The sequence below is a fragment of the Actinoplanes awajinensis subsp. mycoplanecinus genome (genome assembly GCF_001509495.1).
Classification (GTDB): domain Bacteria; phylum Actinomycetota; class Actinomycetes; order Mycobacteriales; family Micromonosporaceae; genus Actinoplanes; species Actinoplanes palleronii.
Window position 1 is genome coordinate 1 of record NZ_LLZH01000325.1, and the last position, 16,553, is coordinate 16,553.

General features: G+C 72.3%; 11 protein-coding genes. 8 read left to right on the forward strand and 3 right to left on the reverse strand.

The window, feature by feature from the left end:
• Positions 1-239 precede the first annotated feature (239 nt).
• From ADL15_RS44450 to ADL15_RS44470, 5 genes are all read left to right on the forward strand, one after another.
• On the forward strand, positions 240-890 hold the full coding sequence (locus tag ADL15_RS44450; RefSeq protein ID WP_067705576.1) for a sirohydrochlorin chelatase: 651 nt from the start codon (positions 240-242) through the stop codon (positions 888-890).
• A gap of 91 nt (positions 891-981) precedes the next feature.
• The gene (gene nirB / locus ADL15_RS44455; protein ID WP_067705578.1) at positions 982-3,438 is read left to right on the forward strand and encodes a nitrite reductase large subunit NirB; all 2,457 of its coding nucleotides are present in this window, start codon (positions 982-984) and stop codon (positions 3,436-3,438) included.
• On the forward strand, positions 3,435-3,731 hold the full coding sequence (locus ADL15_RS44460) for a Rieske (2Fe-2S) protein (protein ID WP_067705580.1): 297 nt from the start codon (positions 3,435-3,437) through the stop codon (positions 3,729-3,731). Before nirB ends, ADL15_RS44460 begins: the two co-directional genes overlap by 4 nt.
• A gap of 1 nt (position 3,732) precedes the next feature.
• Complete coding sequence (locus tag ADL15_RS44465) at positions 3,733-5,067, forward strand: MFS transporter (RefSeq protein WP_067705582.1); 1,335 nt, start codon at positions 3,733-3,735, stop codon at positions 5,065-5,067.
• Positions 5,068-5,382: 315 nt separating this feature from the next.
• Positions 5,383-5,805, forward strand: coding sequence for a hypothetical protein (locus tag ADL15_RS44470; RefSeq protein WP_067705584.1), 423 nt, complete (start codon positions 5,383-5,385; stop codon positions 5,803-5,805).
• 193 nt (positions 5,806-5,998) lie between these two features.
• On the opposite strand, the gene ADL15_RS44475 is transcribed toward ADL15_RS44470, so the two are convergent.
• The 3 genes from ADL15_RS44475 to ADL15_RS44485 form a co-directional block, all read right to left on the reverse strand.
• On the reverse strand, positions 5,999-8,068 hold the full coding sequence (locus ADL15_RS44475) for a hypothetical protein (RefSeq protein ID WP_067705586.1): 2,070 nt from the start codon (positions 8,066-8,068) through the stop codon (positions 5,999-6,001).
• On the reverse strand, positions 8,065-8,820 hold the full coding sequence (locus ADL15_RS44480; protein WP_067705589.1) for an ABC transporter ATP-binding protein: 756 nt from the start codon (positions 8,818-8,820) through the stop codon (positions 8,065-8,067). The genes ADL15_RS44475 and ADL15_RS44480 overlap by 4 nt, the downstream gene beginning before the upstream one ends.
• Positions 8,821-8,941: 121 nt before the next feature.
• The gene (locus ADL15_RS44485; RefSeq protein ID WP_157441978.1) at positions 8,942-9,709 is read right to left on the reverse strand and encodes a hypothetical protein; all 768 of its coding nucleotides are present in this window, start codon (positions 9,707-9,709) and stop codon (positions 8,942-8,944) included.
• A 164-nt stretch (positions 9,710-9,873) separates the two neighbouring features.
• Between ADL15_RS44485 and ADL15_RS56925 the strand changes: the two genes are divergently transcribed.
• The 3 genes from ADL15_RS56925 (at position 9,874) to ADL15_RS44495 (ending at position 16,551) form a co-directional block, all read left to right on the forward strand.
• Positions 9,874-11,427 (forward strand): hypothetical protein, encoded by a 1,554-nt coding sequence (locus ADL15_RS56925; RefSeq protein ID WP_338025616.1) that lies wholly within the window; start codon positions 9,874-9,876, stop codon positions 11,425-11,427.
• 445 nt (positions 11,428-11,872) lie between these two features.
• The gene (locus ADL15_RS44490; RefSeq protein ID WP_338025617.1) at positions 11,873-13,912 is read left to right on the forward strand and encodes an FtsX-like permease family protein; all 2,040 of its coding nucleotides are present in this window, start codon (positions 11,873-11,875) and stop codon (positions 13,910-13,912) included.
• The gene (locus ADL15_RS44495) at positions 13,909-16,551 is read left to right on the forward strand and encodes an FtsX-like permease family protein (RefSeq protein ID WP_067705597.1); all 2,643 of its coding nucleotides are present in this window, start codon (positions 13,909-13,911) and stop codon (positions 16,549-16,551) included. The genes ADL15_RS44490 and ADL15_RS44495 overlap by 4 nt, the downstream gene beginning before the upstream one ends.
• Positions 16,552-16,553: the final 2 nt, after the last annotated feature.

The following is a 16,553-nucleotide window of genomic DNA, read 5'->3' on the forward strand; positions in this document are numbered from 1 at the left end:
GGGTGGGGGTTTGGGGGGCTGTGTACGGCGGCTGACTGTGGATGTGGTGACCGTCATCGGCGACGGCGCTGCCAGGGGTTTTTCCGCAACCACCCGCGGACGTCGCCCCGGAGGGTTTCGCGTTCGGGACGCGCCAGCGGCCTGCGAAACCCGCCGGGGTCCCGGCGGGAGCGACGATCCGGACCCCGGCGGACGCACGACAAAAATCTTTTGATCTTGATCTTCCGTGAGGAGACCCCGTGACCACCTTGATCGCTGTCGCGCACGGCACCCGTTCCGCGAACGGGTGCCGCCAGCTGCAGGAACTCGCCGCCGCGGTGGCCCGTCGGCGGCCGGGCCTCGACGTCCGCCTCTGCTACGTCGACGTGCAGGAACCCAAGGTCGCCGCGATCGTCCCCACCACGCCGGACGCCGTTGTCGTTCCGCTGCTGCTCTCCTGCGGTTATCACGTCCGGGTGGACATCGCCGAGGCCGTCGCGGGCACCGGCATCCCGGTGACCGCGCCGCTCGGCCCGGACCCGGTCCTGCTGGCGAGCCTGACCCGGAACCTGCCCGCCGCCGACGCGGTCGTGCTGGCCGCCGCCGGTTCCTCGGACGCGGGGTGGCGGGCCGATGTGGAGGGTGTCGCCGCGCGACTGGGTGGCCGGGTCGGCTACGTCTCGGGCAGCGGGCCGCGCGTCCCGGACGTGGTCGCCCAGCTGCGGGCGGACGGTGCCGAACGGATCGCGATCGCGGCGTATCTGCTGGCCGACGGCCTGTTCTACCGCTCGCTGGGCGATGCCGGCGCGGACTCGGTGACGCCGCCGCTGTGCCACGACCCCGCGGTCGCGGACCTGGTGCTGCAACGATTCGACGCCATGCGCCTCACAACGGCCGGTAGCCGGTTGTAGGGATTTGCGAACAGCAGTGTCACGGTAAGTGGTCGGATCGGGAAACGGCAGCCCGGCAAGGTTCCTCTCAACACAGGAGGGACCGAGCGCAGTGACTCAGAAACTTGTCGTGATCGGGAACGGCATGGCGGGAGCCCGCACGGTCGAGGAGATCCTCGCCCGCAACGGGGACTACGCCGTGACGATGTTCGGTGACGAGCCGTACGGCAACTACAACCGGATCATGCTCTCCAACCTGCTGGCCGGGGTGGAGACCGAGGACGGGATCTTCCTCAACGACCTGGCCTGGTACCGGGAGAACGGCATCACGCTGAACACCGGTACCCGGATCGAGCGGATCGACGCCGCGGCGCGGACCGTCTACGACGCCGAGGGCAACGGCACCCGCTACGACAAGCTGATCATCGCGACCGGCAGTCACGCCTGGGTCCCGCCGATCAAGGGCATCCACCGGCCGGGCCGGGGCTACCACCAGGGTGTCTTCGCCTTCCGGACGCTCGACGACACGCGCGGCATGATCCGGTACGCCCGCGACCACGAACGCGCGGTGGTGATCGGCGGCGGCCTGCTCGGCCTGGAGGCGGCCCGCGGCCTGCAGAGCCACGTCAGCCACGTGACCCTGCTGCACGCCATGGGCCACCTGATGAACACCCAGCTCGACGAGCGCGCCGGTGAGATGTTGAAGGGCAGCGTCGAGAACAAGCTCGGCATCGACGTGATCGTCAACGCGATGACCAGCGAGATCCTCGGCAAGGACCGGGTCACCGGGGTGAAGCTGGGCGACGGAACGGTCATCGAGTGTGACGTCGTGGTGGTCGCGGCCGGCATCCGGCCGAACACGGCGATGGCCGCCGACAGCGGACTGTCCGTCGAACGCGGCATCGTGGTCGACGACCAGATGCGGGTGGCCGGGCACGAGGACGTCTACGCGGTCGGGGAGTGCGCCCAGCACCGCGGCGACCTGTACGGCCTGGTCGCCCCGCTCTGGGACCAGGCCAAGGTGCTCGCCGACCACATCACCGGCACGACCGGCGTGGCCTACGAGGGCTCCCGGGTCTCGACGAAGCTCAAGGTGGCCGGGATCGACGTCGCCTCGATGGGTCTGCGCGAGCCGGAGACCGACGAGGACGAGGTGATCGTCTACAACGAGCCCCGCAAGGGCATCTACAAGCAACTGATCATCCGGGACAACGTGCTGGTCGGCGCGACCCTGGTCGGTGACAACCGGAAGGCCGCGGCGCTGATCCAGGCGTTCGACCGGGGCCTGCCGCTGCCCGACGAGCGCGCCGAGCTGATCTTCGACATCGGTGGTGCGGTCGAGGAGTCGCCCGCGGACATGCCGGACGACGTCCAGGTCTGCAACTGCAACGGGGTCAGCAAGGGCGCCATCTGCGGCGTCGTGACCGGCGGGTGCAGGACGGTCAGCGGTGTCATGGACGCGACCCGGGCCGGTAAGGGCTGCGGCACCTGCAAGCCGCTGGTGCAGCGGATCGTCGAGTGGGCGAACGGCGGCGAGGCCGAGGAGGACCCGGCCGCCTCGTGGTACGTCCCCGGCGTGCCGATGCCCAAGCCCGAGCTGATGGTGGCGATCCGCAAGTACCGGCTGACCAGCGTCTCCTCGGTGTTCGAGAAGCTCGTCCCGGGCGGCACCCACGACGCGAAGAGCAAGATGGGCCTCGCGTCGTTGCTCAAGATGATGTGGGCCGACGAGTACGTCGACGAGCGCGACGCCCGGTTCATCAACGACCGGGTGCACGCGAACATCCAGCGCGACGGCACGTTCTCGGTGGTGCCGCAGATGAAGGGCGGCGTCACCACCCCGGGCCAGCTCCGCAAGATCGCCGAGGTGGCCGAGAAGTACGACGTGCCGATGGTCAAGCTCACCGGCGGCCAGCGGATCGACCTGCTCGGGGTGCCGAAGGAGAAGCTCCCGGCGATGTGGGCCGACCTGGACATGCCGTCCGGGTACGCGTACGCGAAGAGCTTCCGCACCGTGAAGACCTGTGTCGGCTCGGACTTCTGCCGGTTCGGGGTGGGTGACTCCACCGCGCTGGGCATCGCGCTCGAGGAGCGGTACCAGGGGCTCGAGGGCCCCGGCAAGATGAAGCTCGCGGTCTCCGGGTGCCCGCGCAACTGCGCCGAGTCGTACGTCAAGGACGTGGGTGTCGTCGCCATCGACGGCGGCAAGTGGGAGATCTACGTCGGCGGCGCGGCCGGCGCGCACATCCGCAAGGGCGACCTGCTCACCACGGTCTCGTCGGCCGACGAAGTGATCACGCTGACCGGCCGGTTCCTGCAGTACTACCGGGAGAACGCCAACTGGCTGGAGCGGACGTACTCGTTCGTGCCGCGGATCGGCGTCGACCGGATCCGGGAGATCGTGGTGGACGACGCGGACGGCATCGCCCTGGCCCTGGACGCCGCGATCCAGCAGGCCGTGCAGGCGTACCGGGATCCGTGGAAGGAACGCAGTGACCCGGCGACACCGGGCCAGTTCCGCACCTCGCTGCCGCTGACCGTGCTGCCCCAGGTCCCGGTGCGCGGATGAGCGCCCTCGGCCCCGTCGACGACATTCCCCTCGGTGAGGGGCGCAGCTACACCGTGGACGGCGAGATGATCGCGGTCTTCCGGCTGCGGGACGGCTCCCTGCGCGCGGTCTCCGCGGTCTGCCCGCACCTGGGTGGCCCGCTCGCCGACGGCCAGATCGACAACCGGGTCGTCGTCTGCCCCCTGCACCTGAACGCCTGGGATCTCACCACCGGGTGCTCGAAGTCCGGACAACCCCCGATCAGCGTCTACCCGGTGCGGGAAGACCACGGTCGCATCCTTCTCGGAGAGTGACATGACCGCTGTTGCAGAACGCCCGGCAGCCGCCCGGTTGAAAGGCCATTGGATCGACGACTGGAAGCCCGAGGACCCCGCGTTCTGGGCGAACGGCGGGTCGGCGATCGCCAAACGCAACCTGATCTTCTCGATCTTCTCCGAGCACATCGGCTTCTCGGTGTGGTCGCTGTGGTCGGTGATGGTGCTCTTCCTCGGACCGCAGTACGGCTTCGACCCGGCGCAGAAGTTCCTGCTCACCGCGGTGCCGACCCTGGTCGGGGCCGGGCTGCGGATCCCGTACACGTTCGCGGTGGCCCGGTTCGGCGGCCGCAACTGGACCATCGTGAGCGCGTCGCTGCTGCTGATCCCGGCGGTCCTGGCCGCGGTCCTGATCGAGCCGGGAGTGTCCTACACGACGCTGCTGATCCTGGCCGCCACCGCCGGGGTGGGCGGTGGCAACTTCGCCTCGTCGATGGCGAACATCAACGCGTTCTACCCGAACCGGCTCAAGGGCTGGGCGCTCGGCATCAACGCCGGCGGCGGCAACCTCGGCGTCGCGGCGGTGCAGCTGATCGGCCTGTTCGTGCTCGCGGTGGCCGGCGCCGGGCACCCCGGGTACGTGGCCGGCGTCTACATCCCGCTGATCGTGCTGGCCGCCCTCGGCTCGGCGCTGCGGATGGACAACCTGTCCCAGGCCCGCAACGAGAAGCGCGGCATGCGGGACGCGGTCAAGGAGTCGCACACCTGGGTGATGTCGCTGCTCTACATCGGCACGTTCGGCTCGTTCATCGGGTTCGGGTTCGCGTTCGGCCAGGTGCTGCAGGTGCAGTTCGCCGACCAGTTCAACACCCCGATCAAGGCGGCGTACCTGACCTTCCTCGGCCCGCTGCTCGGCTCGCTGATCCGCCCGGTCGGCGGGGCGCTCGCCGACCGGCTGGGCGGGGCCCGGGTCACCTTCGTGAACTTCATCGCGATGGCGGTGGGTGCGTCGGTGGTGCTGGTCGCGGCGCAGCAACGGTCGCTGCCGCTCTACATCGCCGGGTTCATCAGCCTGTTCGTGCTCAGCGGGCTGGGCAACGGCTCGACGTACAAGATGATCCCGGCGATCTTCAAGGCCAAGTACGCCGGCGACGACCACCAGGCGCGGCGGATCTCGGGCGCGGTGATCGGCATCGCCGGTGCGGTCGGCGCGGTCGGCGGGGTGCTGGTCAACCTGGCCTTCCGGCAGTCCTTCCTGACCTACAAGGACGCGGACGCGGCGTACCTCGGGTTCATCGGGTTCTACGCGCTCTGCGTGCTGGTGACCTGGGTGGTCTACCTGCGGCCCGGCGCCCGCCGGACGCTCGCCGTCTGATCCGCGGGGGCGACCCCGATCCGCGTGGCCCGGTGCGTGTCAGCACCGGGCCACCCGCATGTCCAGGTCCGCGATGGTCGGCCCCCAAGCAGGATCGCGTTCCGGTCATTCTTTTCGCACTCAGTGTCCGCCGGATGGCTTGACGCTTGATAAATACGTAATGACCTGCAAGAACGCTTATTTGATCTAGCGCCATCAACACTCTCGCCACCTCTCGCCATCACTCGATCGTGCGTGAGTGTCGCCTAGCCGAAAGCGATATGACTCATATGATCAGTTTGTCCGAAATTATCTTTCTTACGGAAATGGTGATCCATGAACAAGGTGATGCGCGGGTTCACGATGTCCGGGCTGGCCATCGCGGCCGGCCTCGTCGTCAGTGCCGGCCCGGCCGCGGCGTCGTCCGCCGCGCCGCAGCCTGCCGCCAAGGCTCCGGCCGCGGCGCAGTCCGGTGCGAAGGCGAAGTTCCGGGACGGCCGGATCGTCGGCTACTACCGCGGCCCGATCTCCTGTGAGCGCGCCGGCCGCTCCGGCGAGTGGCGTGACCAGTGGGAGGACCACGACTGCTTCCCGATCCGCGGCGGCTTCCGCCGGGGCTCGTGGGCGCTGAAGGTCTACTACGGCTGGGCCGGCCCGCAGGGTGGCCACGGTGGCCCGCACGGCGGACCGCACGGTGGCCCGGGTGGTCACGGTCCTGGTGGGCACGGCCCGGGTCACGGCCCGTGGAAGAAGAACTGATCAAGGAAACGCTTCTCGGCCGAGGGCCGCATCCGTCACGGATGCGGCCCTCGGCCTTTCCCGTTCCTTTCCCGGTGACCTATTCGCTGCGAGGTTTCCGGCCGCTAAAAACGGGAATATCAGACTTTTTCTGTACGAAAGCAGCCAGATAGCCGATGGGGTATTCGCCCGTTCGGCCCAGGGGTGAAGAGAATTACGTCAAGGGTCGCCGGCCCCACAGCACCAGCCCGGTCAGCAGCATGGCGGCGCCCAGTCCCACCATGCCGAGCGCCACCCCGGTGCGGGCCCCGCCGGCCAGGTGGGACGCGACGATCCAGCCGCCGCGGATGTCCAGGACCAGCACCAGCAGTCCCTGCGGGAGCACCGGGATCCAGCCGGCTGTCAGCAGCACCAGCGCCCAGGCGGTGGAGCGGTTCTCCCGGTACCACCGGGGATCCCAGGTGAGCGGGACCGCGGGCGGCGGCGGAGCGCTGCGGTCGCCGGCCGCGGCCAGCACCTCGGTGCCGCGCCGGGCGAGCCGGTCGTCGGCCAGCCACAGTGCGCCCCGGCCGACGGCGAGCCCGGCGATCAGCCCGGCGACCGGGGCGAGCGGGCGCAGGCCGTCCGGACCCCAGACCACCAGGGCGAACGCGGGCGCGGCGGCCAGCAGCGGCCCGGCCAGGGCGAGCAGGACACTGACGATGTCGGTCGGGTTGTCGGCGGCGGTCGGGTGCCGGGCGTCGCGGACCGGGCGGACCCGGAGCAGCGCCACCCAGACCGGGGTGGTCGCACCGGCGGCCAGCACGGCGGGCAGCACGGCGAGCGCCGGCAGCGGGTCGACCCCCGGCGCGACCAGGATGCCGGCGACGGTCAGCAGCACGCCGATCGGCAGCGCGACGACCAGCCAGGCCAGGGCCCGGCCCCGGGTCTCGGCGATCTCGCCGCCGGGGGTGAGCAGCGGCATCCACAGCGCGGTGCCGTCCAGACCGACCAGGCTCGCGGCCATCGCCGACGCCCACAGCACGGCGAGCGGCCCGGCCCAGGGCGCGAGCAGGTCGACGTGCGCCAGCAGCGGCAGCATGCCGAGCAGCAGGCCGTAGACGACGGCGAAGGTGAGGTACTGCAGGCGCAGCGGGTGGCGTGCCCAGGAGCGCAGCTCGCGGTGCAGGACCGCGACCACCGCGCCGCGCTGCAGCCCGGCCGGGACGACCGGGACGGGCGCGGCGGCGGGCGGAGGAACCGGGGGCTCGGGGGTGGTGTCGTTCAACGGGGCCGGTGCGGGCGGGGTGACCAGGTCGATCTCGGCAGCGTCCTGGCGGTCCAGCTCCGCCCAGGCCGGTCCGCGGATGACCGCCGCGGCCTCGGCCGGGCGGGCGGCCGGCGAGATCGGCCGGCTGATCGGGGTGAGGTCGTCCTCGTCGACGACGGCCGGCTCGGTGACCGGCGCGGCGGCCACCGCGGCGGGCGCCGGGGTGCGGTCGGTGCGGCGCGGGAGGAACGGCGCGCCGGCGGAGAGGACCCGGCGGACCAGGGTCGTGTACGCGGCGACGCCCACACCGACCAGCAGCGTGAGCCCGAGCAGGAGAGCCGTGGCCGGCCCCGGTGCGGCGGTGGCCGCAGCGAGCGGCCAGTCGCTGGGCACCCGCCGCAGCACGGTGATCGCCGACGGCGGCGGGCCGGTCACCAGGACCTGGCCGATCCAGGGGGCGACCGCCCACACCGACCCGGAGATGCCCATCACCGTGCCGGTGAAGGTGCCGGTCAGCACGGCGCCGACCGGTCCGGCGGCCCGGCCGACGGCCTCCAGGGCCACCGCCGACCCGACCAGGCCGAGCAGCCAGAGCAGCAGCGCGCCGGCCCCGGCGATCACGGCCGGGCCGGCGCCGTTCCGGACGGCGGCGTGCACCGGGAGCGCGGACAGGGCGAGCAGCGAGACGACCGGGCCGATGCCGACCGCGGAGGCGGCCAGCAGACCCGTGGTCATCGGCCCGGTGGTGATCGGTTCCAGGCGCAGCTGGGCCGGGCGCAGGCGGCCACGCACCCCGCCGAGCAGCAGCGGGAGCACGATCCAGCCGAGCACCCAGGCCCCGGCCAGGACGGTGAGGGTGTGCCGGTCGCCGGTCACCGCGTACCGGATCAGCCACGCGGCCGCGAGCGCGCCGGCCAGCGCGGCCACCATCGGTGCGGGGTTCTCGCGCAGCGCGCGCCGCAGCATCGTCGCGCGCATCCGGACCAGCGTCGCGACGGCCGTGAACGGCGGTGTCGCCAGGCTCGGCGCGGTCATCCGGGGATCAGCCAGGACAGGTCGGCGGAGCCGGGGGCGTCCGCGCCGACGAGCTCGACGAAGCGTTCCTCGAGGCCGATCTCGCCGGCCACCTCGCTGACCGGCCCGGCGGCCACCACCCGGCCCTGGTGGATCACCGTGACGTCGTCGCACAACTGCTCGACCAGCAGCATCGAGTGGGTGGAGAGGACCGTGGTGCCACCGCCGGCCACGAACCGGCGCAGCACCCGGCGGATCGCCGCGGCCGACACCGGGTCGACCGCCTCGAACGGCTCGTCGAGCACCAGCAGCCGCGGCGCGTGCAGCAGCGCCTGGGCCAGGCCGACCTTCTTGCGGGTGCCGGTGGAGCAGTCGGCCAGCGGCGTGGCGGCGCCCTTGACCAGGCCGAGCACCTCGATCAGCTCGCCGATCCGGGCGGCGGCGTCGCGGATCCCCCGCAGGCCCGCGCAGTACCGCAGCAGCTCGGCGCCGGTCAGCCGTTCCGGGAAGTCGAGGCCGTCCGGCAGCACCCCGGTCAGTGCCCGGGCGCGCGGCCGGTCGGCGAGCGCGTCCGCGCCGAGCAGGTCGATCGTCCCGGCGTCCGGGCTGATCAGGCCGACGGTCATCCCGATCGTGGTCGATTTGCCGGCGCCGTTCGGGCCGACCATGCCGTGGAACGTGCCCGAGCGCACGGTGAGATCAACCTGATCCACCGCTCGATAGGTACCGAACGTCTTGGTCAGTCCACGGATCTTCAGAGCGGTTTCGTCCACAAAGCACACCCTAAGCAATGACTCCGGTGCGGTCTGCAGTGGACGGTGAACGGTGCCCGGCGTGCGCCGAACGGCAGGAAGGCCGCCACCGGAGCCCGGCGGCGGCCTTCCCGGAGAAGGATCAGAACTTCTTGAAGATGGTCTTCAGGTTGACCGTCGGGACCCAGTGGCTCGCGCCGTCCGACCAGTGGTAGCCGTACTTCGGGTAGTTGGCGCTCATCGAGAAGGTCGGCTTCACGCCCTGCTTGACCTTCTGCATGTAGGTGGTCTCCACGTGGGTGAAGCCGCCGATCTTCGGCATCTTCCAGTACCCCGCGGTGTTCGACGCGCGGACCTGGTCCATCTTGTAGCTGGAACAGGCCTGGATCGGCGTCGACGCCGAGAACGCGCCGATGCTCACCCCGACGTCGATCTGCCGGGAGCAGGAGGTCTTCGAGGTGTAGTCCTTGGTGCCGGCGAAGATGCCGCCCCGGGCGGTCTTGTTCGAGGAGATCTGGTGGTTGGCCAGGGCCGCGTAGGACGCCTTGCCCTTCTTGTCGGTGCGCACCCAGTACGTTTCGACGCTGGCGCCCCAGTAGTCGTAGTTCCGGTCCTGGTCACTGAACTTGTACTTCCAGAAACAGGCGAAAAGCTTGCCCTGCACGCGGGTCTTCACGTAGGCCGACTTCAGCGGGACCTGCAAGCCGGAACCGACCCACGAGATGGTCGGCTTGCCGGTGCTGCTCTTGCCGACACAGGCGCTCTTCACGATGTCGACCTTGACCCCGCTCGGGACCGCTGCGGCCGGTGAGGCGCCGATGGCGAGGGCCGGGCCGAGTAGTCCCAGGGTGATGACCCCCGCGGTCAGCACCCTCGCGCCACGCCCTTTGAGGCGTTCGATGATTCGCATGGCGGGAACCATTCACCAGGATGATCAGGACCACAAGGCCATTCCGTCCGGGCCGACTGTCGTTCATCCGTCAACATCTTTGCCTGATGGGTGTAACCCGGTAGAAACGTCCCGGTTCCCGAATGGCTCTTCCCATTGGTGATGGTGGATGGCAGCGGGTCCACATGAGATGGCGTACCCCTTTCCTCGCGACGCTCGTCGTAGCCCTGGTGGCGGCGTCGGCGGGACCCGCCGGCGCGGTCGGCGCGGCGCCGCGGCTCGGCTGCCTCGATCCCGGTGGACAGCCCCGACTGGCCGAGAAGGTGCCGGTCAACGTGGTCTTCCTCGGCTACACGCCCGCTCAGGCGGACAAGAACAAGTTTCTGGCCGGGCTGGCCGAGAAGTACGAGCCGGTGGTCCGGTCCCGGCTCAGCTACGGCGTGACCGAGAAGCTCGGCATCAGCTACACCTACGACTACCGCCTGACCTACACGAACAAGGCGTACCAGGACACCTTCTTCAAGCAACTCGGCAAGCTGGCCACGCCGGCCCCGCTGACCGCGTACCAGCAGGAGTGCAACGACCAGGCGAAGAACGTCCTGGACATCACCGGCAACAACACCATCGACGCGCCGGGCGGCACCACCGCCGACGACGAGGAGACCGGCCTGGGCGCGACCCGGCGGGTCTGGTTCCACGACCTGTCGGCCGGCCCGGAGTCCTGGACCTCGAACTACGACGTGGACAACGCGGACGGCGACGGCGTTCCCGGCTACCGGATGCCGCCGACCTGGGAGTACGTCAAGGGCGGCTTCCGCGACCCGGCCGCGCTGGCCGGCGACCTCAGCAAGCTCACCCGGTACGTCGCGCTGAACCTGCTGATGACCACGTCACCGCTCTACCCGGTCGAGCTGACCGGCGGCACGCTGCCGAAGAGCATCAACCTCGACAGCAACACGTACGAGGGCTGGCCCGGCGTCGACGCGTCCGCCCAGTACATCAAGCCGGACCTGGTCACCGAGGAGCTGTCCGAGCTGCGCTGGCGCAACCGGCTCTCCGAGGATCAGCAGGACCTGCCGTACACCGCGGAGAACCAGGCCTGTTACGTCGCCGAGCTGAACGACGAGTCGTGCTACCCGGAGCTGGGCCTGCCGGCGTTCGCCAACCTCTACCTCTACACGCGCGAGCACCTCGACGGCGTGCTGGACGGCAACGCCGACTACGAGGTGCCGGTCTTCAACTACGCGGTCGGCCCCGGCGTGGGGGTGCGGGCACCCGTGCGCCGTTCCCATCTGGCAAGATCCGCCGCATGCTCGAACCGGGGCGCCGATGGCGCTGATCATCCGGCGTGCGGCGGTGGCTCGGGGGCTGCTGGCCGCGGCGGCAGCGGTCATGCTGGCCGCGGTGCTGCTGCTCGCGGGACTGACCGCGTACGCCACCGCCTCGGCCGCCGAGGGCATCCGTGCCGCGGTCGCCGCCGCCGACCCCGACGAACGTGCGGTCCTGGTGCACGGGGCGCTGGACACCGACGCGCAGGCCCGGGACCGGGCGGTACGCGACGCGTACGCGCCGGCGCCGGTGAGCGCCGCGAAGTACGGCTCCGGCTGGGCCGTGCGGGGCGCCGGTGGCACCGCCGTACCGGACCAGTCGGGTGTCGTCTACGCCTCGCTGGTCCAGCTCGACGAGCTGCCCGAGCACGCCGAGCTGGTGTCCGGCGCCTGGCCGGCCGGGACCGGTGACGTCGCGCTGGCCCAACCGGCCGCCGCCGCGCTCGGCCTGACCAGCGGGAAGACGCTGCGACTCGAGGACCGCCGGACCGGCAAGGTGCTGGCCCGGAAGGTCAGCGGCGTCTGGCGGCCGAAGGACACCACCGACCCGTACTGGTTGCTCACCCCGGACGTGTTCAGCGGGCACGCGCCGCAGACCGCCACGTACGGCCCGATCGTCAGCGCCGACCCGGTCTTCTTCACCGGTGCGTCCGGCGGCTGGCTGGCCGAACCCGACCTGGTGAACCCGACGATCGGCGCGGTACGGCGTACCGCTGACGCCGCCACCGCGACCAAGACGGACCTGCCGCGGACCTCCGGTCTGGGCAACTCGGCGACCGTGAACACCGGCATTCCGGTGCTGGCCGACCGGCTGGAACGCGCCGACCTGGTCCGCCGGTCCACCCTGGTCACCCCGATGCTGCTGGTCGTGGTGCTCGGCGGCTACGCGCTGTCGCTGGTCGCGGCGCTGCTGGCCGAGGCCCGCCGGGGGGAGACCGCGCTGCTGCGGGCCCGTGGCGCGTCCCGCCGCCAGCTGGCCGGCCTGGCCGCGGCCGAGGGACTGGCCCTGGTGCTGCCCGCCGCGCTGCTCGGCCCGCCGCTCGCCGTCGCCCTGCTGCACCTGAAATATCCCGAGGTGACCCTCTACGGCGGGGTCTGGCTGGTCGCCGCGCTGCTCGCGACCGGTGGCGTGATCGCGCTGACCCTGCCGTCGCTGCGCCGCGGCGGCACCTACCTGGCCGAGACGTCCGGCCGCAAACGCCTGCCGATGCTCCGCAAGGCCGGGCTCGACCTGGTCGTGGTCGCCCTGGCCGTGCTGAGCTGGCTGCAGCTGCGCCAGTACGCGGCACCCACCGGCGCCGGCGGCCTCGGCATCGACCCGTTGCTCTCCGCCGCACCGACGCTGGGCGTGCTGACCGGCGCGGTGCTCGCCGTCCGGCTGCTGCCGCCGGTCGCCCGGTTCGCGGCCGGCCGGCTCAACCGCGGCCGGTCCCGGTCCGCGCTGCTCGGCACCTGGCAGGCCGGCCGGCGCGCGCACGCCGGCCCGATGGTGATGCTGGCCCTCGCGGTCGCCGCCGCCACCGTCTCCTGGTGCCTGGCCGCCACCGCACAGCAGTCCCGCGCCGACCAGGCCGTCCAGCAGGTCGGCACGGACGTCCGGATGGTCGAGACCGGTGGCACCGCCCCGGACGGCCGGGCCGGACAACTCGCCGCCCTGCCCGGTGTCCGCACCGTGGTCCCGGCGTTCCGCGACTGGGTGCCGACCACCGCCGGCAGCGAACCGGCCGAGCTGATCGCGCTCGACCCGGGCGCGGCCGCCGGCGTGGTCCAGGCCCGCGACGACACCACCGGCGGGCCGCCCGCGGCGCTGCTCGGCAAGCTCGCCGCGGCGGCCGGTCCGGACACCACCGGCGCGCTGCGGCCCGGCCGGATCACCAGCTCCGCCCCGGTGCACACCACCGCGGTCTTCGCCGGCGGCCGCCGCGTCGACCTGGGCACCAGCGACCGCGGCAAGCCGGTCACGTTCACCGCGACCGGCACCGGCCTGCTCGGCTTCAAGATCGATTCGGCGAGCCCGGAACCGGTGCGCTGGCGGATCACCGGCCAGGACCGCGGCTGGCGGGCGATGAGCTCGGACGGCAACGTGGTCCTGCCCGACGACAACGGCGTCTACGACGTCCACGGCCGGCTCACCCTGACCACCGAGGACGTGCCGGTCAGCGTCCCGATCGCGCTCACCACGGCGGCCCGGGACGCGTTCAGCAATCTCACGTCCCTCACTGTCGGCGGGGCGGAGGTCCGGGTCGACGTGGTCGCCACCATCGACCGGGTGCCCGGCAGCGTGGAGAAGGCCGCCGTCCTGGTCGACCGCCCGGCCCTGGAGGCCCGGCTGTTCTGGAGCTTCGGCATCGTCCGGGACACCGGCGAGTGGTGGATCGCCGGCGATCCGAGTGACCTCACCGGCCTGTCCGGGCTGCAGGTGCTCGACCGCCAGGAGCTGGCCAGTGGCAGTGACCCGTTCAGCACCGCCGCCCGGGTCGCGCTCTTCGGCGCGGCCCTGGGCGCCATGCTGCTCGCCGCGGCCGGTATCGCCGCGGACGCCCGGGCCACCGCCCAGCACCGCTCGGTCGAACTGGCCGTACTGCACACCCTCGGCGCCGGTCCGCGGCTGCTGGCCCGGTCGCTGGTGATCGAGCAGGCGTTGCTGGCCGGGCTCGGCGCCCTCACCGGCCTGGCCGTCGGGCTGGTGGTGGCGGCCGCGATGGCCCCGCTGCTGGTACTGACCCCGGCGGCCGGCCGGCCGGTGCCGGACGCGCTGCTCGAGGTGCTCTGGGGCCGGACCCTGGGCAGCGCCGCCCTGCTGGTCCTGGTCGCTCTCGCAGTCAGCTCGGTCACCGCGCTGACCGCCACCCGTCGCCTGCCGGCGACCCGTCTGCGCCTGGGGGCGGACCAATGAGCGTGCTGCGGCGGGTCCGCGCCTTCCTGGGTCAGCTCCTGTTGCTGGCCGTGCTCGGCGGGCTGACCGCGTTCCTGGTCTCCGGCCCGGCCCGGCTGGCCAACGGGCGCACCGACGACGGCCTGCGCGGCGACATCCGGGCGATGGCCGCGGTCAACCGGGACATCACGTTCACCGGCATGCTGCCCGACGGCGAGGTCAGCTCGGCCACCGAGGGCGGCCGGCTCGGCGAGATCCGGCAGGCCATGCCGGCGCCGCTGCCCGACCTGGTCGGCGGCGCCTGGTATCTCGCCGAGAGCGGAAAGGTGTCGGTCATCCGGACCGGCAACACCCCGGGCACCTGCCCCAACCTGGCCACGGTCCGCTACGAACCGGCCACCGACCGAGCCGTCACGATCGTGGACGGGCGGATGCCGGAGTCCGGCGAGATCGCCGACGTGATCGTCGGCGAGGACGCGGCGAAGACGTTCGGGCTCAAGGTCGGCGACAGCTTCAGACTGCTCGCCCGGTTCGGCAGTACCCGGGTCCGGGTCACCGGCGTGTTCAGCCCGCGCGACCCGGCCGACCCGATCTGGGCTGACCAGAAGCTCACCCGCAGCCAGTGCCCGTCCCCGCTGGACGGCCTGCGCGACGAGGCGGTGCTGCTCACCGATGAGCGCGGCGCCCGGATGGCGGGCACCGAGCTCGCCGACCTCACCGACCGGTGGCGGTACCGCCTGGACGAGAACCGGATCACCGCCGACCAGGTCGGCGCGCTGACCAAGGCGGTCGCGGTGGCCCGGCGAACCCCGCCGGAGCTGACCTCCTTCCAGAGCGGCGTGGACCTCACTCTGGCCGAGTTCGATCAGCAGGTCCGTGCGGTGCGGTCGCTGCTCGCCGTGGTGCAGGCCGGCATCCTGGCCACCGCGGCCGGGCTGATCCTGCTCGCCGCGCGGCTGATGACCGAACGGCGACGGGTCGAGTTCGCGCTGCTGCGGGCGCGTGGCGGCGCGGTCCGGTCGGTGGCCGGGCGCACCGTGGTGGAGACCCTGATCGTGGTCCCGGTCGCGGTCGCCCTCGGCTGGCTGGCCGGCACGCTGCTGCCCGGCCGCGCGGACGGCTTCGAACCACTGCTGGTCGGGATCGTCGCGCTGCTCGGGGTGCTGGCCGCCCCGATCCAGGCGGCGCTGCTGGCCCGGAACCCGGAGTTCTCCGGGCACCGCTCGGACGAGGCCGCGCTGCGCCCGTCACCGCGCCGGCTCACCGCCGAGGGGTTCGTGGTGCTGCTCGCGGCCGGCGGGATCTACCTGGTCCGGCGGCGCGGGCTGGACGCCGGTGCCGGAGTGGACCCGTACCTGATCGGCGCGCCGATCCTGCTCGCCCTGGCCGCCTCGGTCGTCGCGCTGCGGGTCGTACCGTTCCCACTGCGCTGGGCCGGCCGGCTCGCCGCCCGGGCGCGCGGCGCGATCGGCTTCCTCGGGCTCTCCGGCGCCGGCCGCGCCCCGATGCACTCCGGCCCGCTCGCGGTGCTCGTGGTGGCGATCGCGACCGGCCTGTTCACCGGCGCGGTGACCAGCACGGTGAGCGACGCCCGGGACCGGGCCGCGCACCTGGCGGTGCCGGCCGACGCGGTGGTCAGCGGCTACTTCTTCACCCCGGAGACCGCGCAGCGGATCGCCGAGCTGCCGCACGTCGACGCGGCCGTGCCGATGCTCATCGCGTCCGGCGCCACCATCCGCGGCGACGCCAGCGTGATGATCCTGCAGGCGCCGGCGATGCTGGTGAACGCGGACACCGCCGGGCTGGACCTGCCGGCCGTGCTCACCGGCGCGCGGAGGGGCGGCGACACGGTGCCCGCCGTGGTCTCACCGCACCTGGCCGCGCAGATCGGCACCGCGGGCACTGTCGAGGTGCAGGGCCGCGCGTACAAGTTCACCGTCGCGGAGACCGCGGAGACCGTACCGGGGCTGTTCGCCGGCATCCGGGACTTCCTGGTGCTGCCGCAGCAGGCCATGCCGGTCCCGGACTTCCAGCCGATCCAGCCGAACCGGATCCTGGTGAACGGCACCGGCTTCGACCCGGCCCAGGTCCGCAAGGCCGCCGATGCCGGGCAGCGCGAGCAGCTCAAGGAGTCGACCGGGCGGATCGTCGAGGACTTCCAGCTGGCCGTGCCGTCGAACGTGGTCACCTGGACCGGCTACCGCGCTTCGCTGGAGAACCGCGGGGTCGACGGCGCGCTGAGCTTCACGTTCACCGCCGGGATGGTCGCCGCCGCGGTGCTGTCGCTGACCGCGGTGGCGCTCGCGGTGCTGACCGGGGCGCCGGCTCGCGGCCGTACGCTGTCCCGGCTGCGCACCATGGGACTGTCGTCGCGGCAGGGCCGCCGCCTGCTGGTCTACGAGCTGATCCCGTTGATCGCGGTGGCCGTGCTGTCCGGCGGGCTGGCCGGGTTCGCGCTGCCCGCGCTGATCGGCCCGGCCCTGGACCTGAGCGGGTTCACCGCCGGGGTGAGCGCCGGGAGCAGCCTCGACCCGTGGTTCGCCGGCGGGGTCCTGGTGATCGCGGTGCTCGCCGTGGTCGCCGCGCTCGCCGTGGAGAACGTCGCCAACCGCCGCCTGCGCCTCGGCACGGTGCTGCGGCTCGGAGAGGAGCCGTCGTGACC

Coding starts and splice junctions, on each gene's coding strand:
- ADL15_RS44470 (WP_067705584.1), top strand. CDS start 5,383: ATGAACAAGGTGATGCGCGGGTTCACGATGTCCGGGCTGGCCATCGCG.
- ADL15_RS56925 (WP_338025616.1), top strand. CDS start 9,874: ATGAGATGGCGTACCCCTTTCCTCGCGACGCTCGTCGTAGCCCTGGTG.
- ADL15_RS44460 (WP_067705580.1), top strand. CDS start 3,435: ATGAGCGCCCTCGGCCCCGTCGACGACATTCCCCTCGGTGAGGGGCGC.
- ADL15_RS44465 (WP_067705582.1), top strand. CDS start 3,733: ATGACCGCTGTTGCAGAACGCCCGGCAGCCGCCCGGTTGAAAGGCCAT.
- ADL15_RS44490 (WP_338025617.1), top strand. CDS start 11,873: ATGCTGCTGGTCGTGGTGCTCGGCGGCTACGCGCTGTCGCTGGTCGCG.
- ADL15_RS44485 (WP_157441978.1), bottom strand. CDS start 9,709: ATGCGAATCATCGAACGCCTCAAAGGGCGTGGCGCGAGGGTGCTGACC.
- ADL15_RS44495 (WP_067705597.1), top strand. CDS start 13,909: ATGAGCGTGCTGCGGCGGGTCCGCGCCTTCCTGGGTCAGCTCCTGTTG.
- ADL15_RS44475 (WP_067705586.1), bottom strand. CDS start 8,068: ATGACCGCGCCGAGCCTGGCGACACCGCCGTTCACGGCCGTCGCGACG.